The sequence below is a fragment of the Enterococcus sp. genome (assembly GCF_022711995.1).
Taxonomy (GTDB): domain Bacteria; phylum Bacillota; class Bacilli; order Lactobacillales; family Enterococcaceae; genus Enterococcus_D.
This window is the reverse complement of sequence record NZ_JALAHI010000083.1, coordinates 17037-37184: the sequence shown is the minus strand read 5'-3', so window position 1 is coordinate 37184 and position 20148 is coordinate 17037. Positions and strand designations below refer to the sequence as shown.

General features: G+C 41.1%; 19 protein-coding genes and 1 tRNA gene. 17 read left to right on the top strand and 3 right to left on the bottom strand.

Going from position 1 to position 20148, the window contains the following annotated elements:
• Positions 1-75: 75 nt before the first annotated feature.
• On the bottom strand, positions 76-963 hold the full coding sequence (locus Q0A12_RS08025) for a carbohydrate ABC transporter permease (RefSeq protein WP_291292131.1): 888 nt from the start codon (positions 961-963) through the stop codon (positions 76-78).
• 274 nt (positions 964-1237) lie between these two features.
• Between Q0A12_RS08025 and Q0A12_RS08020 the strand changes: the two genes are divergently transcribed.
• The 13 genes from Q0A12_RS08020 (at position 1238) to Q0A12_RS07960 (ending at position 14455) form a co-directional block, all read left to right on the top strand.
• A complete protein-coding gene (locus tag Q0A12_RS08020; protein ID WP_291292152.1) occupies positions 1238-2197 on the top strand; it encodes a sugar ABC transporter permease in 960 nt (319 codons plus the stop codon).
• A 12-nt stretch (positions 2198-2209) separates the two neighbouring features.
• Positions 2210-2845, top strand: coding sequence for a YesL family protein (locus Q0A12_RS08015; RefSeq protein WP_291292130.1), 636 nt, complete (start codon positions 2210-2212; stop codon positions 2843-2845).
• A 16-nt stretch (positions 2846-2861) separates the two neighbouring features.
• Entirely contained in the window at positions 2862-3995 is a 1134-nt protein-coding gene (locus Q0A12_RS08010; protein WP_291292129.1) for a glycoside hydrolase family 88 protein, read from the top strand.
• Between the two features lie 28 nt (positions 3996-4023).
• Positions 4024-5292: a glycoside hydrolase family 28 protein gene (locus Q0A12_RS08005; protein ID WP_291292151.1), complete on the top strand. Its 1269-nt coding sequence runs from the start codon at positions 4024-4026 to the stop codon at positions 5290-5292.
• Complete coding sequence (locus tag Q0A12_RS08000) at positions 5289-6191, top strand: alpha/beta fold hydrolase (RefSeq protein WP_291292128.1); 903 nt, start codon at positions 5289-5291, stop codon at positions 6189-6191. The genes Q0A12_RS08005 and Q0A12_RS08000 overlap by 4 nt, the downstream gene beginning before the upstream one ends.
• A complete protein-coding gene (locus Q0A12_RS07995) occupies positions 6143-7069 on the top strand; it encodes a pectinesterase family protein (RefSeq protein ID WP_291292127.1) in 927 nt (308 codons plus the stop codon). The genes Q0A12_RS08000 and Q0A12_RS07995 overlap by 49 nt, the downstream gene beginning before the upstream one ends.
• A complete protein-coding gene (locus tag Q0A12_RS07990) occupies positions 7053-7478 on the top strand; it encodes a DUF4064 domain-containing protein (RefSeq protein ID WP_291292126.1) in 426 nt (141 codons plus the stop codon). The genes Q0A12_RS07995 and Q0A12_RS07990 overlap by 17 nt, the downstream gene beginning before the upstream one ends.
• Before the next feature lie 14 nt (positions 7479-7492).
• Positions 7493-9046: a glycoside hydrolase family 43 protein gene (locus Q0A12_RS07985; protein WP_291292125.1), complete on the top strand. Its 1554-nt coding sequence runs from the start codon at positions 7493-7495 to the stop codon at positions 9044-9046.
• Positions 9047-9184: 138 nt separating this feature from the next.
• Positions 9185-10684, top strand: a complete 1500-nt coding sequence (locus Q0A12_RS07980) for an extracellular solute-binding protein (RefSeq protein WP_291292124.1) — start codon at positions 9185-9187, stop codon at positions 10682-10684.
• A 511-nt stretch (positions 10685-11195) separates the two neighbouring features.
• Positions 11196-12065: a VOC family protein gene (locus Q0A12_RS07975; protein WP_291292123.1), complete on the top strand. Its 870-nt coding sequence runs from the start codon at positions 11196-11198 to the stop codon at positions 12063-12065.
• 102 nt (positions 12066-12167) lie between these two features.
• Positions 12168-12386, top strand: coding sequence for a hypothetical protein (locus tag Q0A12_RS07970; RefSeq protein WP_291292122.1), 219 nt, complete (start codon positions 12168-12170; stop codon positions 12384-12386).
• Positions 12387-12657: 271 nt separating this feature from the next.
• The gene (locus Q0A12_RS07965; RefSeq protein WP_291292121.1) at positions 12658-13296 is read left to right on the top strand and encodes an ATP-binding cassette domain-containing protein; all 639 of its coding nucleotides are present in this window, start codon (positions 12658-12660) and stop codon (positions 13294-13296) included.
• A complete protein-coding gene (locus tag Q0A12_RS07960; protein WP_291292120.1) occupies positions 13286-14455 on the top strand; it encodes a hypothetical protein in 1170 nt (389 codons plus the stop codon). Before Q0A12_RS07965 ends, Q0A12_RS07960 begins: the two co-directional genes overlap by 11 nt.
• 245 nt (positions 14456-14700) lie before the next feature.
• On the opposite strand, the gene Q0A12_RS07955 is transcribed toward Q0A12_RS07960, so the two are convergent.
• On the bottom strand, positions 14701-14925 hold the full coding sequence (locus Q0A12_RS07955) for a hypothetical protein (RefSeq protein WP_291292119.1): 225 nt from the start codon (positions 14923-14925) through the stop codon (positions 14701-14703).
• A 229-nt stretch (positions 14926-15154) separates the two neighbouring features.
• A tRNA-Leu gene (locus Q0A12_RS07950) sits at positions 15155-15236 on the bottom strand.
• Between the two features lie 193 nt (positions 15237-15429).
• On the opposite strand from Q0A12_RS07950, the gene Q0A12_RS07945 reads away from it, so the two are divergent.
• The 4 genes from Q0A12_RS07945 (at position 15430) to Q0A12_RS07930 (ending at position 20061) form a co-directional block, all read left to right on the top strand.
• Positions 15430-16542, top strand: coding sequence for a hypothetical protein (locus Q0A12_RS07945; protein WP_291292118.1), 1113 nt, complete (start codon positions 15430-15432; stop codon positions 16540-16542).
• A complete protein-coding gene (locus tag Q0A12_RS07940) occupies positions 16539-17753 on the top strand; it encodes an ABC transporter permease subunit (protein WP_291292117.1) in 1215 nt (404 codons plus the stop codon). The genes Q0A12_RS07945 and Q0A12_RS07940 overlap by 4 nt, the downstream gene beginning before the upstream one ends.
• 11 nt (positions 17754-17764) lie before the next feature.
• Positions 17765-18640, top strand: a complete 876-nt coding sequence (locus tag Q0A12_RS07935; protein ID WP_291292116.1) for an ABC transporter ATP-binding protein — start codon at positions 17765-17767, stop codon at positions 18638-18640.
• Between the two features lie 203 nt (positions 18641-18843).
• On the top strand, positions 18844-20061 hold the full coding sequence (locus Q0A12_RS07930; RefSeq protein WP_291292115.1) for a pyridoxal phosphate-dependent aminotransferase: 1218 nt from the start codon (positions 18844-18846) through the stop codon (positions 20059-20061).
• The last annotated feature ends 87 nt before the right edge of the window (positions 20062-20148 follow it).

Genomic DNA, 20148 nt, shown 5'->3' with positions numbered 1-20148 from the left:
CTTCAATGCATTGTCTGAAGGGGAGTCAGCCATTTCAGACAGCTACATTGAAGGTTCTTTTTTTACGATCGATAGTTAGCCTTTGACAGAGCCGACCATAGCTCCTTTCACAAAATACTTTTGAACAAACGGATAAGCAATCAACATAGGCAGAGTTGCGATGGTGATTACGGCCATTTTGACGGACTGTGCAGGAGGCACGACATCCACGCTGGAAGCATCAGCATTCATTCCGCTGGAAACGATCACGATTTGGCGCAACAAGACTTGGATCGGCCATTTGGAGGAATCATTGATATAAAGAATTGCTGACTGAAAGGTATTCCAATAGGCAACGGCATAAAACAAGGATATCGTCGCAATGGAAGGCAAGGACAATGGTAAAATGATGCGGAAAAAGACACCCCAGTCAGAGCAACCATCCATTTTCGCCGATTCTTCTAAGCTATCAGGAATGCCTTGGAAGAAATTCCGCATGATGATCATATTATAGGCACTGACGACTCCGGGCAAAATCAAGGACCAGATCGAATCGATCAACCCTAAACTTTGTACCAAAATAAAGGTAGGGATCATGCCTCCGCTAAAAAGCATAGTGAAGACGACGATAAAATTAAAAATCCCTCTGCCGTGTAAATATTTTCGAGACAATGCATAGGCCATCAATGAAGTTACTACCATAGAAAGAAAGGTTCCTAATACGGTTACCAGGATCGAAACACCGATACTCTGAAAGATAGTCGGTGTAGACAAGATATACCGATAAGCATTTAGAGTAAACTCTCTAGGAATAATAATAAACGTTCTCGTGGCGATTTCTGAAGGTGTAGCAAATGAGCTACCTAAGATATTCAGAAAGGGCAGTAAACACATCAATGTAAAGAGCAAAAGAAAAGCGATAATAAACCCTTGAATGACTCCCTCGCTTCCGGATTGCCTTTTTTTCTTTAAAAGTTGTTGCATGAAACATCCCTCCGTTTTTTTTGTTTATGAATAGTTTGAATTTATCACGGAATCACTGCAACGTATATAATCATCTTCCCATGTTAAAAAAATCACAATCACGGTCTAACCATTGGTACATAAGCATTTTATACAATATCCTACAGAAAAATGCCCAAGAAATTTTGTATGCGTTTTCAAATAGTGGAAAATGATTATATACGTTATTTCTATTCCAAGATAACATGGATTCAGTAAAGAAATTGAAACGGAGGTTGTACGATTGGAAAACAATATGGAACAAAACTATTTTTCGCCACTGAGTGAAAAAGAACAGCGAATAAAATTAAAAAAGAAAAAATGGGCACAGATCAAAAAGAACCGAGCGCTTTATTTGATGTTGCTGCCAGGAATTGTCTATTTCCTCTTATTTAAGTATCTTCCGATGGGCGGACTTGTTATCGCCTTTCAAGATTATCAGCCCTTTATCGGGATTCTCGATAGTCCGTTTGTAGGATTGACACACTTTATTCGTTTATTTACGGAAGATACATTCATGATGTTAATGAAGAATACGCTGATCATGTTTTTATTGAATCTGACGATTTCTTTTCCCTTCCCAATCATTTTGGCATTAATGCTCAATGAGGTCCGTAGCCAGCGATTGAAAAAGGGCATTCAAACGATTATATATTTGCCGCACTTCATGTCATGGGTAATCGTGGTATCGATTTTCTATGTGCTGCTTACAACAGAAGGCGGTGTCATCAATAATTTGATCGAACAGTTCGGCGGCCAGCGAATTTCATTTCTGACCAGCAAAGCTTGGCTTCGTCCGATGTATATTTTCCAAGATCTGTGGAAAGGCGCAGGTTGGGGGACGATCGTTTATTTAGCGGCAATTACCAACGTCGATGAACAGTTGTATGAAGCAGCGGATATGGATGGCGCTGGGAAACTGCGTAAAATGTGGCATATCACACTCCCTTGTATTCGACCAACGATCGTGACATTGCTGATATTAAAAATTGGTTCGATCCTAGATATGGGATTTGAGCATATGTTCTTATTGATGAACTCAATGAATCGCGACGTTGCCCAAATTTTTGATACCTATGTATTTACAGCGGGGATTCAAAATGGCCAATTAAGTTATTCAACAGCAGTCGGATTATTCAAGGGCGTTGTTGGGTTGATCTTAGTTGTCTTTGCTAACCGTTTAGCAAAGAAAGTAGGAGAAGATGGGATTTATTAAGGAGGCGTTTCAATGACTATCGAAAAAATAAATCGCATCAATACAGTCATGATCGGTTTTTTGACGATTGCCTACTTACACGTATTATGGCTGTTATTCACCCTCTTTGGCTTGGTGATTTTTGGTGCAGGACCAGCAACCTATGCCATGATGAAATACTACGATCGTTGGTTGAGATTAAAAGAGCATCCCCCTATAACCAAAAGCTTCTTTCATTTTTTCAAAGAACGCTACCGCCAGTCGCTACTAGTGAGCTGGCTTTATGGGGGAGTGATGCTGATTTTGATCACCAATATTTTTTCACCGCTTCGCTGGTATTTCCAAGTGGCAAATGTACTCGTTTTGATCGTTAGTCAATTTATGTTTACCCATGTGTATACAGTGATGGCGGCTACAAAATTTGCCACGATTAAAGAAATCCTGCGAGGAAGTGCATTGCTAGGATTAGGGTACCTTCATTATTCCATCATTAGTTGGACTGTACTTATCGGCTGTTATATTCTAGCTTCCCTCTATTTACCCGCTAGTTTATTTTTCTTTGGAATTGGTTTTGCAGGTTTTGTTTTGGCGATCCCCGGTAAATTGATTTTACAAGAGATGACGCCTAAAAAGGAACCGGAGCCGATTCTGAAAGAAGCTTCAATTTAGAAAGGACGAATGAGCGTTGACAAAATTATCCGAAGTTGCATTGAACACATTATTTGAGCGATACCAGCTTTTACCAAATGAACGCGTTTATCATGGGAAGTGGTCCTATGATATTGGAGTGGTACTTCAAGGGGTCAAAGAAGCCTACCTTCAAACCAATGAGAAGAAGTATGTGAACTATCTGAAAGAAACCCTTGATTTCTACATTCAAGAAGATGGCACTATCAAAAATTATGACTTTGATGCAATGAATATCGATCATATCAATAATGGCAAACTGTTGTTTCTACTGTATCAAGAAACTGGTGAAGAAAAATACCGGCAAGCATTGGATCTTTTGTATTTGCAGCTAGAAAAGATGCCTCGTACTTCGGAAGGGGGTTTTTGGCACAAAAAGATCTATCCGCATCAGATGTGGCTGGATGGTCTTTATATGGGAGCACCATTTTTGGCAGAGTATTTGCTGACCTTTGCTGATGGCCAAGGACTGACGGAAGTGATCAAACAATTCAGACTTTGCTACCAGCATACGGTAGATGCGCAAAGCGGGTTGCTTTACCATGCTTGGGATGAGAAAAAAGTGCAATTTTGGTCCGATCCTCAAACCGGCTGTTCCGCAAATTTCTGGGGCCGCTCAATGGGTTGGTTTATGATGGCCCTCATCGATACCATCGCTTTGATTGAGTCTCCGGCGCTTACAGAAGAATTGCAGACCATGTTTCATCGTTGTTTGCAAGCATTAGCAAAAGTTCGGGACAAAGAAAAGAAAGTGTGGTACCAAGTGCTGGATAAAGGTCAGCAACACGGGAATTATCTGGAAGCCTCAGCATCTTCTATGATCTGTTATGCAGCTGCGAAAGCCCGCAACATTGGCGTTCTTGACGAGAGTTGGGATCTTTTTATCCAAGAGACGTATCAAGGGATCATTGATGAGTTTGTATTTATTACAGCAAATGGATGGCTAAATTTGACAAGAAACTGTCAAGTAGCCGGCCTTGGAGGAGCAGACAAGCGGGATGGCTCCTTTGTCTATTACATCAGCGAACCAATTATTACCAATGATTTTAAAGGCTACGGTGCTTTCTTGCAGGCAAGTCTTTTATTGGAACCCCTCAGTATGGAAGGAGATAAAAATGGAAAGACACATTGACGCGAAAGAATTTACAGCAGAAGGATCCATGACAGCGACGATTCAAGCACAGATCGACCAGCTGCATCAGGCAGGAGGCGGACGCTTGATTTTTGCTTCAGGTATCTATCCCACCGGCTCGCTAGTGCTGAAAAGTCATGTCGAGCTGCACTTACAACCGGGAGCGATTCTCCGCTTTTCAGATGATCCGAAAGAATATCCGGTGGTCGTTTCTCGCTGGGAGGGAGTGAAAAGGGAAGTCCATGCCTCTTGTATTTATGCGGAAGACGCCGAGAATATTGCCATCACTGGTTTTGGTACATTAGATGGCCAAGGGCAGAAATGGTGGCAGGTTTTCCGTGAACATCCAGAACAGTTGGCATATCCTCGTCCAAAGCTGATTAGTTTTGATTCCTGTCAGCAGATCACATTGCGGGATATTCGCTTGATCAATTCTCCTAGTTGGACAGTTAACCCCATCTTGTGCCAAGACGTAACCGTGGATAATGTCAAAATCAACAATCCCGCAGATTCACCAAATACCGATGGGATTGATCCGGAGTCCTGTAAAAATGTTCGTATCAGCAATTGTTTGATCGATGTGGGGGATGACTGTATTGCCATCAAATCAGGAACAGAAGAGACAAAAGACCGAGTTTCTTGCGAGAATATCACCATCACCAACTGTCAAATGCTGCATGGTCATGGTGGTGTGGTGCTAGGAAGTGAAATGAGCGGAGATATTCGTCATGTGACCATCACAAACTGTATTTTTCAAGATACCGATCGCGGTATTCGTTTGAAATCCCGCAGAGGAAGAGGCGGGATCATTGAAGATATTCGGGTCAATAACCTGATTATGGACAATGTGATTTGCCCCTTTACATTGAATCTGTATTATTTCTGTGGGCCAAAAGGCAAGGAAAAGTATGTCTGGGATAAAAATCCGTACCCAATTACAGAAGAAACGCCTCAATTTAGGCGCATTCACTTTGCCAATATCTCCGCCCGAAATGTCCATGCAGCTGCTGGATTTATCTATGGCTTATCCGAACAATTTATCTCTGATGTTTCCTTTCAAGATGTTTCGATCTCCATGGCAAAAAATCCCCTGCCCGGGAAACCAGCGATGATGACCGGAATGAATGAAATGAGCAAGCAAGGTTTCTATATTGGTTGCGCCAAAAACATTCAGTTTGATCGTTTGGAATTAGTAGATGTAGAAAATCCTTTCCATGTCGAAAACAGTCAAGGAATCACGGTAGACCGCTCGCTGGAAAATGGCCGCCCTCTCGTGGTTCAAGGAGATTTCACGTGAATCAGCAACAAAGATTGCAACATTTTCTGGGAACTTTCCCTCAACAGGAACCCGTTCTCTTAGAAAAGGAACTGATTTATACCGAAAGCTACTGTTTAGAAAAACTGTTGCTTGATCTCAATCAACAAGAACCTGTTCCTGCTTATTTTGCCTACCCCTATGGCAACCAGCCGGTGCCTTTTGTCCTGTTCAACCACTCCCACGGCGGTGATTTTACCAGTGGCAAAGAAGAATTGCGCAGCAGCAGCTCCTATTTGCAGCCGGAAAGTTTTCTGGAGGCATTGATCGAAGATGGCTATGCTGTTGGTGCAATCGATATGTGGGGCTTTGGAGAAAGGGAACAGGGGGAAAGTGCTCTTTTCAAGAAATTTAGTCTCTACGGCCAAACCCTTTGGGGACAACGAATCTACGACAACCAGCAATTTTTAAGTTATATCTTATCCAGAACAGAAGTCGATAGCCATCAAATCGCTACCATCGGAATGTCTATGGGTGGACTGATGAGCTGGTGGCTGGCTGCAGTCGATGAACGAATCGCTCTAGTGGTAGATCTTGCCGCACAAGTCGATTATCAGACATTGATCGATGAAAACCGTCTGGATAAACATGGGTATTATTATTACGTTCCCGGTGTGCTGACTGCTTTTTCCACCGCAGATATCCAAAAAATGATCGCCCCTCGCCCCCGTTTAAGCTTAGTTGGGCAGTCTGATCCGTTATGTCCCATTGCTGGTGTAGAAAAAATCAATCAAGAATTACAGGCATACTATAGTTCTTTAGGCCAACCGGAGCATTGGCAAGCAAAAATCTTCAAGGGAGCCCATGAGGAGACAAAGGAGATGAGACGGACATGGCGTGCGTTCCTAAACCGCCATTTAGACAGCATAGACTCACGGTAGGATCAAGTGAAGACTGTCAGTTTAAACAAATTCAGTCCGCAATTGATTTTGCCGATAAACTAGCGGGAAGCTGCGAGATTGTGATTGATGAAGGCATCTATGCGGAAACCATCAAAATCTATCGCAATCAGCTGTCATTGGTGGGTAAAGGTTCGGTGGAGATTGTGGCAAGCTGTGGGGCTTTTGAAAAGGACGAACAGGGAAAAGTGCGAGGAACCTTCCAAACGGCAACCCTCTTCATCAATGGAGAGGACATCTATATGGAAAATATTCGCGTGGCAAATCAGGCGGGCATGGGCAATCAAGTAGGACAAGCAGTTGCTGTCTACCTAGAGGGCACCAATCTATCCTTTGTCTCCTGTCTATTGGATGCCTATCAGGACACGCTCTGTTTAGGCCCTTTACCCGCAAAAAACAAAACTGGGCTCCCATTAGAAAGCCCTTGGGTCAAAAAAAGTTATCCGGTTCAAGAGAGTATGTTCTATCAATGTGACATTAGCGGTACGGTAGACTTTATTTTCGGTGGAGGCAGTGCTTGTTTCTACCAGTGTCGGATTCACTGTAAAAACAGTCCGCAAACCAATTATCTCACTGCTGCGTCAACTCCATTGAATCAGAAAGGATTGATCTTTAGCGATTGTGTGATCTCAGGAGATAAACCCTACTACTTAGGGCGTCCATGGCGGAAATATGCCAAAACATTGTTTACTGGTTGCCGCTTCGATGCCCAATTAGTTGATGCTGGTTGGCATGATTGGCAGTTGACCGATCGATCCACGGTCCACTACCGTGAAGAAAATTGTTATTATACAAAATTACCCGTGAGGGACTCGTGGCTAACTATTAAAGGAGCGAAGGATTATGAAGAGGAACATTGAGCTTTTATTCGGCTGGATCGGCGGGGCTTTAGCGGTTGTCTTTCTTGGCGGATATACGTTAATCATCAATCAAATCTCTCTAGCCGATTTCAAACAACTGTTTACCCCAGTCTTTCCTAGCATCATGACTGGTATGCCGCTAACAGAAGCACTGGAATTATTCAAATCTTTGGGTGCCTGGTTCGGTTTTACCCTTTTACTCGTGCTAGTCCTCATTGCTGCAGCCAGCCTCTTGCTTACTTACCGTAATTATCGTAAAAAAGCTGGTACATTATATTTGATTGCTGGAATTTGCTGTCTGATAGGAAGTCAATTGCTCGCATTCCCGATTGCCTTTTTCTTCTTGATTGCTGGAGGGCTGTGCTTCTTTCGCCGCCCATCAGAAAAAGCAGCTTTTCCTCAAACCTAGAAAGGAAGAAAAAAGTGACAACGATTATAAATCCGATTTTACCGGGATTTAACCCCGATCCTTGTATTTTAAGAGTGGAAAATACTTATTATATTGCTGTTTCTTCATTTGAATGGCTTCCAGGTATTCGTATCTACACTTCAAATGATTTAGTGAATTGGTTTCACGAAACAGATCTTCTGACAGACCAAGCAGATCTAAAAGGCAACCCCTCTAACTGTAGTATTTGGGCGCCTCAAATCAGTTATGATGCAGGAAAATTCTATTGCGTGTACACCAATGTCAAAAATACCACTCGACCTTTTAAGGATTGCCACAACTATCTGATCACGGCAGATAGTATCCACGGACCGTGGAGTGAGCCGCTGTATCTTAATTCCAGTGGATTTGATCCCTCCTTATTCCATGATCGCAACGGCAGAAAATGGCTGCTGAATGAAATTTGGGACTATCGGTATGAGACACCAAATAAATCTGCAGGGATTGTGCTGCAAGAACTGGATTTAAAAGAAGAAAAGTTGACAGGTCCGATCTACAAAATCTTTTCTGGCACCCAGTTAGCCAAAACCGAAGCGCCTCATTTATACCATCGCAATGGCTATTATTATTTACTAACGGCAGAAGGCGGTACTGGGAAAGATCATGCGGTTACAGTTTGTCGCAGCAAAGAGATCACTGGACCCTATGAGACAGATCCTAATTATCCAATGATGACTGCCAAAGAAAGTCCGGATACACCATTCAAATGTACTGGGCACGGAAGCCTTGTGGAGACGCCAGCTGGACAATGGTTTATGAGTTATCTAATGACGCGGCCTATTGAGGGCGCAGCAATTTTAGGAAGAGAAACAGCTCTCCAAGAAGTTTATTGGACAGAGGATAATTGGCTTGCATTGGCCAATGGGAAAAAAATTCCCGATCAGGCCATTCAAATCAAAGCGGCTACTGTTCAAGCCAAGGAGACCGATTTTTATGATCCGTTTACGGATTCATTAAAGAAAGAGTGGAATGGTCGCAGAATTTTACCAGAAGCCTCATGGTGCGATCTATCTTCCCGGCCAGGTTTTTTGCGGATGCTATCTGGAGAATCGCTGCAATCCACTTTCCAAAAACATTTACTTGCCATCCGTCAAAAAGACTTTCAGTTTTCGGCGCAAACAGAGTTGCGTTTTGAACCAAAAACATTCAACCAAATGGCAGGGATGTGCTTATATTTAAATGAAGAAAACTATTTGTATCAATGTGTCACGTATGATGAAACATTAGGGATTGTTCTGCGGATGATGCGCTGTACCAAAGGAGAATTTTGTTTGTTAGAAGAGCAAGTAGCGATCGAAAATCAAGCAATTTCTTTGAAAGTGGTCGTGGATCATGAAAGCGCGCAGTTTTATTATAAACAAGGGAGTGATTGGCAAAAATTTGGTCAAAGGCAACATATACTGTTTTTAGCTGGCGGATTTACGGGAAACTTTGTTGGTATCACTGTACAAGACTTAGGTGTTTTTAAAGGCACCTTTGCGGATTTCCGCTATTTTCAGTATCAACCCAAGAAAATTGGAAACGCTTGATCGTGAAATAGGGATCCCTCAAGCTAGCTACTAGATCCATGAGGAAGACCTAGCATCCATTCGGAGAGGGGACTAGGTTTGCGGAGCGCATCACAATCAATGCGATCCGACAATTAAAAATGAGAAGAGGACGAACAAATGAAAAAAAGTAAAATTGCAAGTCTATTTATCTGTGCCGGGATTTTATTGTCAGCATGTGGAAACAAAGAGAACGAAGGCAGTACCAGTGGGAAAGAAAGTGATGAAAGAACAAGTATCTCTTGGATGACGATGCTTCATACGGCAGCACCGCCTTCAGGAGAGGTCATTGAAAAATTGGAAGATTTTACCGGAATGGATATCGACTTTACCTGGATTCCCGATGCATCCAAAACAGAGCGCTTGAATGCAGCGTTAGCTTCCCAATCATTAGCAGATATCGTTAGTCTTACAGAAATCACGAATACGACAGTCCGTAGTTCATTAGCTTCGGGAATGTTTTGGGATGTTGAACCCTATTTAAAAGATTTCCCTAATTTAGCGGCAATCTCAGAAGAGCGATTAGAATCTTCACGAATCGACGGACACATTTATGGTGTTCCTTATCAAAAACCGATTGCCCGCTATGGGGTTCTAGTACGTAAAGATTGGTTAGATAACCTTGGCTTGGAAGTGCCTTCTACATTAGAAGAGTTGGAAAAAGTGGCGCAAGCCTTTACGGAAGATGATCCAGATGGAAATGGTGTCAAAGATACGGTTGGTTTTGTGGAACGGGAAGAATCCTTTAATGTTGGCTTCCGATCATTATCCGGTTACTTTGGTGCCGATAATCTATTCTCGGTCACTGCTGAAAATGAAGTGATTCCATCCTTTATGCAACCTGAGTACAAAGAAGCGATGGAATGGTTCCGCAATATATACGCAAATGGTTGGATGAATTCAGATTTTGCCGTTATGGCAAAGAATGATCAACGTAATTATATTGTGCAAGGAAAAGGCGGTATTGTGATCAGTGGTTTGCAAGAAGTCCGCAATTATGTGGATGATGCAGTTGGGACAGACGAAGAGCATATGGAATGGGCATTGATCAATGATATCACCTATGGCGATGTCGAACGACGAATCTTATCGGATACTAATGGCGGAATGGGTGGTTGGCTAGCTATTCCAAAAGAAAATGTCAAAACGGAAGATGATTTAAAAGTTGTATTGAAATTTATCAATGATTTAATGGATGAAGAAGCCTTTACGTTGATGACTCAGGGGATTGAAGGGGTTCACTATGAAGTAGATGACGATGGCGTATACGTCCGTTTAGACGACACAAAATGGCAGCAAGAAGTGCAGCCTTATGCATCTTCACGACCATCTGAGTTAGTGACAGTTTTCCCATCAAGCAATCCGTATGTCAATTTAGCGAACGAAAAGATTTCTGAAAATGAAGCGTATGCGGTGATCAATCCGGCGCAATCTCTTACTTCAGAAACCTATGATAAATCATGGTCAAGTTTATTGGAAGGGGTATCTGATGCATACTACCAATACATGACTGGTGAAATCGAGATGGATGGGTTTGATGCAGCAGTGGAAACTTTCCGTAAAAATGGCGGCGACAAAATCATCGAAGAGTTTACTGCCGATTATCAATCAAAAAATTAAGTAAGCGTCTTTAACAGGTGCTGATGCTTTTTCCCAAAAGCTAAAAGACTTTAAAAAAACTATTTGCTGGTTAATAATCCGGCAAATAGTTTTTTTGTGGAGTTGGTAAACTGAGATCATTTCATTTGCGATCAAGGAGAGGAGGCTAAAGCGTTTCGATAATTGTTGACTAAACTAAGCGACAAAAAGATCAACTAGAAGCTATGGGAATAATGAGGGTAGCTAATACTTTTTAAATAGTGATCCTGCTTAGTGTTTTCGGGAAATCAGAAAGGAAAATGCCAGCTTCTACAAGGAAGAGACGAAAAAGCCAAATAGAAACTATCGGAGGAGAAGGATGGCAGCCACTTTCCACTAAGCACTGGGAATAATTGTTGTAATCAAATACTATAGATCAGGAGTTATCGTTTGTTGTGTTTGCCAGAAAAGCATATTTCTTTACTTACTTTAAGTTAGTGTTATTATAAAAGTAACAAGTCATCCTGTTAAGATGAGAAAAGGGGCAAAAACAATGAACGTAATCATTCCAGAATTTCAACTACATGAAAAAACTAAAATCGGAAAAGTTGTCTTGAAAGTAGCCAACTTAGAAAAAATGACCGCATTTTATACGCAAGTGATTGGCTTATCATTGATCGAAAAAAATCAACAGACAGCGAAATTGGGTACTTCCCAGCAAACATTGCTTGAATTGATCAAAATTGAAAATCCGTTACCTCTGACCAGACGAACCGGATTGTTTCATGTCGCATTTCTTTTACCAACCCGTAAAGATTTAGGCAATTCATTGATCCACTATTTACAGAGCAATGCGCCAATCGATGGTGCCAGTGATCACGGCTACAGCGAAGCATTGTATCTAACCGATCCCGAAGGAAACGGCATTGAAGTCTATCGAGACAAACCAAAATCTGAATGGGATATTCGAGAAGATGGTGAAATCGTAGGAATCACCGAAGAAATGGATGCAGAAGGGGTCGTTGCAGCCGCAGACCGCCAGCAGACCAATTTTCCTCAAGAGACCATTGTCGGCCATGTCCATTTAAAAGTGGCTGATTTGGATCAAACAGAAACGTTTTATACCCAAACGTTGGGATTAAGCTTAAAGAGCAACTTTGGAAATCAAGCCAAGTTTTTTGCAGCAGGAGAATATCATCACCATATTGGCTCCAATACTTGGATGGGAAGAGGGGTCTCTTCGATGCAGGCCAATGATCTAGGATTGGCTTATTATACTTTTGTTGTTCCAACCAAAGAAGCTTTCGATGACTTAATCAGCCATTTAGAGCATGAAGCGGTGGCGTTTACCCTTGAAACAAGTTCTCGTTTGGCTTTGATTGATCCTAACGGCATTCAATTGAAAATTACTTATCCAAGTTAATTGATTTTTTTCTAAAACTTTTTTGCGCTTTCAGTCCCAAGACGGATGGTCAATCTTGATCTTTATGAGATACTTGGAACATCAAAAAAGGAGCGCAAGAAAATGAAATGGTGGCATGCAATGAATACGATTTGGGTTTCGTTGATTATAACCTGTTTGATGGTCCTATTTGTTCAAGATACATTAATGTCTGACTATGGAATTGATCCAATGGCCAAGTTGGCTTATCTGGCATTGATCGGCATTCTGGCAATTGGCTTGTACGGTGTTCAATCAATCTGGAAACGCCAATTATTAAAAGTAGCAATGACAAAAAAATAAGTGAAGGGCCCTGTAAGGGGTCCTTTTTTTGTTGGGGCAGATTTTTGAGGAGTGAGAGATTTGGAAGTATCTCAGCTAGGTTTTATCAGAACCAAACCATGGACCGCTATTGAAAATATAGTTGATAGGTGGCGTATTGTGGAGACTTGTATTTTTCCTTTCATTCAGTAACTATATCGTTTACAATGATTTAAATAGCAATTAACTACTTTCAAGGTTTAAAAATAACGAGTAAGCGATATTTAAAAAGTAAATGGGAGGTTGAAACGAGTTGATTGAAATAAAAAATCTTGATATCCAAACCAATACCCTTTTGATTGAATGTATGAATGCAACCTTTGATAAAAAGCAGATACATGGCATCTCTGCGCCGAACGGTAGTGGCAAGTCTACCCTATTCCGAACAATCAGTGGGTTAAGACGAGAAAGAAAAGGATCTATAAAAATTACCGGTGAGTTACCAGAGAAAGAACGAAAAAAGCAGATTTTTTACTTTGAAACATCTAATTGGTTTCATTCCTCCTTATCGGGCATGGATTATTTACGCCTGTATAGTAGTCAGTGGGAATCCGACAAGAGATTGATAAATGAGGCGATTCATCTCTGGGGAATGCAGAAATATATAAATGAATGTATTAAAAACTATTCACTTGGAATGAAACAAAAATTACTCTTGTCTTTATATTATGTTTCAGATGCGAGCTACTGGATAATGGATGAACCGACAATAGCTCTTGATAAAGCAAGTGTTACGATTCTGGGGAATCATTTAATGGAACAGAAAAATAAGGGGAAGTGTATCCTCTTTTCGGCACATGAAAGTGAGGATTTTTATCAAATTTGTGATCATCGCTACACGATTGATTATGGAGTATTCAAGGTGAGAAGGGAGAATAGCGATGATTTATAGCAAGTATATGTTAAAAATCGGATTGAAGAATAAACTTAATTTCATCCCATTACTATTGCCAATGATAATTATGCTCTTTTTAATGATGATGAATACTCAGGCAATGAAAAATGCTAGCTTTGTAGCGAATTTAAACCAAGATATTCAGATAATGCATACTGCAGTTGGAAATCAAACGGATATTCTAGCGACGGATTCGTCACTATCCAAAGAAGATGAACAAGTGATAACAGAATCCAATAGTATTTTGGCTAACAATATCCGATTGAATGAACAAGCGATCAGTTTTGCGGAAGCCGGGAAATGGACAGAGGCGTTAACGATTCAATTGAATTTAATGGAACAAAACGAACTGCGCCATGTAGAAGCCAATATTCCGGCTTCAGAAGATTTTAAGAAATACCTTTATATGAACTATGCTTCCTATAAAGAACTTTCACGACTAAACGCCGAACCTCAGCAGGATGGACTGGAAATGAAGGGTGCCAACTATGTCTATCGAATGATGGATTCAATCTTTCCAGTTGTTTTTATGATATGTTTGGTGGCATTGATTAGCAATATGGTCAATGCGTCGATAATCGAAGGAATCGACATAGAGAAATTATTCCCTGAAAGTCCGATCAAATTTCAACTGAGAAAAATCATGGTTTTAACACTGTTTGGTCTCTTCTTCTACGTTCTTTTTTTGGCAGGGACATTCGCATTGTCTTCTGCACTTAACGGTGTTGGAACCTTTCAGTATCCGATTAATATTTACGATGGTGTCTTTGACCAGACGAAACCATTAATCAATGTAGTGCTAAAAGCTGGTATCTTACAGTGCCTTTCTTTGTTCTTTGTGATTAGTTGTGTCTATTTTGTATCGCTACTGGCTAAAAATGGTCTTATCACATTATTTGTTTCGACCGTGGTTCTATTAGGGGCTGTTCTTTTAACGGGTCAAATTGCTCCTATGGCGAAGTATCTGCATTTTCTACCAACCACCTACGTGAACGCCATTCGTGTTGTGAACAACCAATTAGCTTTTGAGAATAATAACCCCTCAATTACCTTCAGCAATGGAGTGTGGGTATTATTGCTCGCTAGTCTATTGGTTATCTTTATGATCTTAGCCATTAAGGTGCAGTCACGCAGACAAGAAATGCTTATGAATTAGCAGGCTAAAAAAATCCTAGTCTTAGGAAAAGCGACAGATTACACAAAAAAGATTTTTCCAAGGGGAACTAATCCGCTATTGAGTGACAAATCAAAGAGCGATTTAGTTCTCTAGGCGCGAGTAAACGAGTTACTCGGGAGCATGGCTCCAAGTAAGAATCGCTTCGTTTATCAAGAAAGGCGTTCTAAGAAGGGATCGAAAAAAAGCAAGAGAAGTAACAGGTTACTAGCGGGATGTTAGGGAAATTATCCTTTCTTGTTTTTTTCTTTATCCTTCAGATGATCATAGAGTAGTCTAAAGCATTCATAGATTGCGGTGATGACTGCAACACAAAAGAGCAGTGTCATATATCTGATAAGAAAAACTTGATTGCACCATAATCCGTAGACCATCGGAGCGACCACGATCAAGCAAAGATACAATTCGATTTTGCGCCGTCTTCTTAGTTGTAACCACTGTTCATCAGACATTTATTGAGCTCCTTTAACGAAAGTAAGCTGGATTTGCTTGCCCTTTTTATTCTCTTGGCAGTAGAGAAGAGTCACCCATGGAAATTATTCAGGAGTTTCAAACAACAAAGTCGCAGCAATGAAGCGTCATTTCATCTATTTTCAGATTATTCTAAAAATAACAAATGCAACTTCCTCCTTTAGAAAAAAACGAAAAAAGCAAACTACCGAAGTAATTTGCTCATTTTGATGCAGACGATGGGATTTGAACCCACACGAGCTAAGCTCACACGCCCCTCAAGCGTGCGTGTCTGCCGTTCCACCACATCTGCCTATACGTAGAGATAGCCAACTGATTCAGCTACGTCTAAAAAGTATGTTACCGATTATCGTCACGTTTGTCAATGCTAATTTTTGGATTTGTAAAAGGATGTTTGGCAGCCTTTTTACTTGAAACAAATATCAAAAGTTAGCAAATCTGCTATAATGAGAAAATAACTTTAGGGCTTTTAAGGAGATTAAAAAATGAACTATTTCAAAAATCTGCTGGCTAAATCCTTGCGACAGCGTAGTTTTGTCGTCACACTGATTGCTGCATTTTTTATCGGTGTCGGCAGTGCTGTTTATCTTAAAGTGATGGAGCCGATCAATGTTCAGGCAGAAATCACGATGCAAAAAGCACAAGCACTGCGCCTTGTGGATAGCTATCAGAATTATCCTAATGAATCAGCTGAGAAGAAGGCTACTTACCAGTTGCTTTTAGAAAACAGCACACTGGCTAGTCGTCAAGTTTCAAATTTGATTATGGAAGAATTCCCTCGGTTTAATCGAACCAGTGAAGAGCTTGCAGCGGTTCAGTTGAAATTGTGGAACACCAGGTTTCCTGACAAAGCTAGTTTGCAACCTATTTGGCAATTGCAGCAAAATCAAGTGGTATCCTCACAGCTGGTAGAAGAAGAGAAGTCACCAGTCTTGACGGCGGATAATACGCAAACGGCAGTTGCTTTAGTGATCCAGCTAATGTTGGGGTTCGGCTTTTTGTTGATGGCCTTTTTTGCAAGTGACAATTTGTTGGAAGAAAAGCGCCATTTCACATTAATCCACGCTTATCCACAAATTTTTCCGATTCGGATGATCAGTAAAGTAGGGGTGAAGGTGATTGGTCATTTAGCTGCGATCGGTGTACTGATAGTGGGCATTTTTTTGACAATGGCAGTGATTGGCCAATTAGGTGACTGGAGTTATCCGACGGCAGTCTATTATCGGCAAACGTGGCATGCATGGCCGTTTTGGCTGTATTTCCTTTTAGCAATGGTGCTTTTGACCGCATTGCTTTTTGTGACCGAATTGTTGGGGTTTGTGGTCAATGTTTTGATTCCGAATCGTTATGTTTCTTTCTTTATTCTGTGTCTTTGCTATGGGATCGGAACATTGTCCAGTCTGCCATTCAGCAAGTATTCACCTTTTGCTGTTTTTGATTTACAAAAGATCATCACAGGAGAATTTGCGGTGACTTCCCAGGGGACCCTCGGATTAGGAGGGGCATTACTCTTATTCCTGTTATGGGGTATGGGAGCAATCCTTTTTCTAATCTTTGCGGACAAGAAAAATTGGCTGCAGAAAGGAGTATTTCAATGAAGAATTATTTTCTCTTTGAGCTGCAGCAATTGATCAAAAGCAAGAAAACCATCGGTCTCTGGTGTTTGCTGGTGATCTTAGCAGGGGTCTATAGCTTTCACGATCGTCAATACCGTCCAATTGAGCGAATCGATAAGAATGAGATGGAACAACGTTACTTGACGAGACAATCCTTTTTAGAAGAACAAGCAGAAAATCCATCGGATCATTGGTCCGCCACGATGGCAGTTGGAATGTTTGAACCTTGGAATCAAGCAGAAGGTCAACGATTGGCTGCACTGGATGCTAAGGATTGGCAAAAATATGCTGAGGCAACTAGTCAGTGGTACCAATTGAGTCTGGCCTACACCGATAATGAAATAATCTTTTTTACACCTGATTATTATACTTATCAGAATTATTATGCGGCTTATGACGGGAAATATGGCTACGCCTCCACCGCAAAATGGATGGAAAGTGCCAGCAAATTACCAAATAAAAAGCTTTCTAAGAATGTGTTGGAACAAAAAACAGGGATCCAGTCTGTTCAACGGGCTTTTGTGAGCTTTCTGCCGTTCGTGTTTCTCGGGGTGACACTTTTTTTGGCAATCGATAGTCTGACCAAGGATCGCCGGCACAAAAGTCTCTTTTTATCGTTACCAGTTACCGTTGATGATGTTCTCTGGGCAAAAACTGCCGCGTTGTTTCTGGTATCGACGTTAATGATGAGTAGCACGCTGGTTTTGATCTGGTTTGGTGTCGGCTGTCAATTTGGGTTTGGTTCATTGGATCTGCCAGTGAGTATTTTATCCTCTGCTTTTGATGCCCGTTACCCCATTGATGCCATCGATGCTTTTTATACCCAGCCAATAGGTAGTTTCTTATTGCAATGTCTGGGCGTAGGGTTGTTTCTGCAATTGATCTACATTCGCGGCATCCTGTTATTGAGTACACTTTGGCGATCTGAACTAGCCAATCTTTTGATTGCTGGGTTTGGCGTGATTAGTCCCTTGATTTTTCAACGACGCTGGTTTAGTGCATTTTTGGATAAATCCGCAAATGTTTATCTCTACCAGAATTACGGTCAGATTCTTTCGGGGTACAGTCGTTTTTATTTTGGGTCTGCTAAGTTTGAGCTTTCTAAAGGGCTGCTGCTTTTTGGTATCGTTTGGCTTTTGATTGAGATCGGACTCTTTGTTCGTGTGCAGACCAAGCAATTTAAGCTTGTTTAGGAGGGTTGGAAATGTTAGAAATGAAACAGGTGACAGTGACATTTAAGAAGAAAATTTTAGATGATTTATCATTGACTCTCCGTCCTGGGGAAATCGTTGGTTTAGTTGCCCCCAATGGTACTGGTAAATCAACATTGCTCAATGTGCTGATGAATTTTGTTCAGCCTACTAGTGGCGAGATTTTTCTGGATCAAACGCTGCTTTATACCTCAAAAAAATCAGAGATGGCTGCCCATCAAAAAATTTCCTTTTTCCCTGATCAAAATGATTTGTATAATGATCTCAGCGGATTGGAACATTTAAAGCTTTATCAACGAATGTGGCAATCGGAGGAAGCGTTGATTGATCAGACCATCAATCAATTGCGAATGACCGACTATATCAAGCGACCGGTGGGGACCTATTCGTTGGGGATGCGGCAGCGATTGTGTTTTGCGATGCAGATCGTGACGGACACTCCTTATATGTTGATGGATGAAGTGATGAATGGTCTGGATCCAACCAATGTTGAGTTGATTTCAAAGGTCTTAAAAGGATTGCGAGGACAGGAGAAAGCAATCTTGATTGCTTCGCATATTTTGACTAATTTGGATAGTTATGCAGATCGCGTCCTATTTTTGAAAGAAGGGAAAATCATCCACGAGTATCTGGGAAGAAAATCGTTAGCAGCGGAGCCGCTCTATTTAAAAGTTCGGAATTCGGAATTTTTGGTTTCTTTTCCAGAGTTAACGACATTGACCATTGATCTTCAAGAACAGCTCTATCTTATTGAACTCACTGATCCTAAACTGCCGCAACGCTTTATGGAAGCCGGTTTTACGGAATTTTCCATTGGCCATTTAGCCTTAGCGGAGCGTTATTTGCAATATTTTCCAGAGAAGGGATAAAACAAAGAAGAATGAACGCAGAAGGTAAAATCGCGTTCGTTCTTTTTCTTTTAGTGGAGACTTTTTTTAAAAGTCGTAAAGTTCTGTCAATTTGACCAGTTTTTTTTCTAACTTTTTGCTATAATAAATGCAATCTTTTAAAAAAAGAATATCATTAGAACCAAGGTAATTTGCATTGATTCTACTGTCAAAGGAGAATTCGAATGAGAAAATTTGAAAAGTCATCAAAGCTAGAAGGCGTAAGTTATGATGTCCGAGGACCAGTTCTAGAAGAAGCAGAACGGATGCAAGAAGAAGGCATTAGCATCTTGAAGCTTAATACCGGGAATCCGGCTCCATTTGGTTTTGAAGCCCCAAATGAGATTGTCCGGGACTTGATCATGAATGTGCGGGAGTCTGAGGGTTACTCTGATTCTAAAGGGATCTTTTCCGCCCGCAAAGCCATTGAGCAATATTATCAACTACAAAAATTTCCGAACGTGACCATCAATGATATTTATACAGGAAATGGCGTGTCGGAATTGATTACGATGTGTATGCAAGGATTGTGCAATAACGGCGACGAAGTGTTAGTACCAATGCCGGATTACCCTCTATGGACCGCATCCATCTCCTTAGCCGGTGGAAAGCCAGTCCATTACATTTGCGATGAGCAATCCGACTGGAATCCAGACATTGAAGATATTCGTTCAAAAATCACTAGTAAAACGAAAGCCATCGTGATTATCAATCCCAATAATCCTACAGGGGCTGTTTATCCCAAAGAAGTATTGCAACAAATCGTTGATGTGGCTCGCGAGCATGATTTGATCATCTTTTCTGATGAAATCTATGATCGCTTAGTAATGGATGACTATGTTCATGTGCCAATCGCTACATTAGCTCCGGACCGTTTCGTTGTGACCCTAGGTGGATTGTCTAAATCACATCGTGTAGCCGGATTCCGTGTTGGCTGGATGGTTCTCAGCGGGGATAAGAGAAACGTTAAAGATTATATTGAGGGCTTAAATATGCTTTCCTCGATGCGCCTTTGTTCCAACGTTCTTTCTCAGCAAATTATTCAAACGGCATTAGGGGGGTATCAAAGTTCTGATGAACTCTTGCTTCCGGGAGGAAGGATCTATGAGCAACGAGAATATATCTATCAAGCGTTGAATGATATTCCAGGATTGTCAGCTGTGAAACCTAAAGCGGCATTTTATATTTTTCCTAAAATTGATGCCAAGCGTTTCAATATTACCAATGATGAACAATTTGTCTTGGATTTCTTGCATAAGCACCACGTGTTATTAGTGCACGGAGGCGGATTTAATTGGCAAGAACCAGATCATTTCCGGATCGTTTACTTGCCGAATATGGACGACTTGAAAGCAACAACAGAGAAGATGCGAGAATTTTTAGCGACCTATCAACAAAAGTAGAAATAAGTCATAACAAAAACAAGTGAGACGATGCAGCGCAAAAAACACCGGTTCGCTCTTTTCCCGAAACCTTGCAAATAGGTTTTT

Coding starts and splice junctions, on each gene's coding strand:
- Q0A12_RS08025 (WP_291292131.1), bottom strand. CDS start 963: ATGCAACAACTTTTAAAGAAAAAAAGGCAATCCGGAAGCGAGGGAGTC.
- Q0A12_RS08020 (WP_291292152.1), top strand. CDS start 1,238: ATGGAACAAAACTATTTTTCGCCACTGAGTGAAAAAGAACAGCGAATA.
- Q0A12_RS08015 (WP_291292130.1), top strand. CDS start 2,210: ATGACTATCGAAAAAATAAATCGCATCAATACAGTCATGATCGGTTTT.
- Q0A12_RS08005 (WP_291292151.1), top strand. CDS start 4,024: ATGACAGCGACGATTCAAGCACAGATCGACCAGCTGCATCAGGCAGGA.
- Q0A12_RS07995 (WP_291292127.1), top strand. CDS start 6,143: ATGGCGTGCGTTCCTAAACCGCCATTTAGACAGCATAGACTCACGGTA.
- Q0A12_RS07990 (WP_291292126.1), top strand. CDS start 7,053: ATGAAGAGGAACATTGAGCTTTTATTCGGCTGGATCGGCGGGGCTTTA.
- Q0A12_RS07980 (WP_291292124.1), top strand. CDS start 9,185: ATGAAAAAAAGTAAAATTGCAAGTCTATTTATCTGTGCCGGGATTTTA.
- Q0A12_RS07975 (WP_291292123.1), top strand. CDS start 11,196: ATGAACGTAATCATTCCAGAATTTCAACTACATGAAAAAACTAAAATC.
- Q0A12_RS07970 (WP_291292122.1), top strand. CDS start 12,168: ATGAAATGGTGGCATGCAATGAATACGATTTGGGTTTCGTTGATTATA.
- Q0A12_RS07960 (WP_291292120.1), top strand. CDS start 13,286: ATGATTTATAGCAAGTATATGTTAAAAATCGGATTGAAGAATAAACTT.
- Q0A12_RS07955 (WP_291292119.1), bottom strand. CDS start 14,925: ATGTCTGATGAACAGTGGTTACAACTAAGAAGACGGCGCAAAATCGAA.
- Q0A12_RS07945 (WP_291292118.1), top strand. CDS start 15,430: ATGAACTATTTCAAAAATCTGCTGGCTAAATCCTTGCGACAGCGTAGT.
- Q0A12_RS07940 (WP_291292117.1), top strand. CDS start 16,539: ATGAAGAATTATTTTCTCTTTGAGCTGCAGCAATTGATCAAAAGCAAG.
- Q0A12_RS07935 (WP_291292116.1), top strand. CDS start 17,765: ATGTTAGAAATGAAACAGGTGACAGTGACATTTAAGAAGAAAATTTTA.
- Q0A12_RS07930 (WP_291292115.1), top strand. CDS start 18,844: ATGAGAAAATTTGAAAAGTCATCAAAGCTAGAAGGCGTAAGTTATGAT.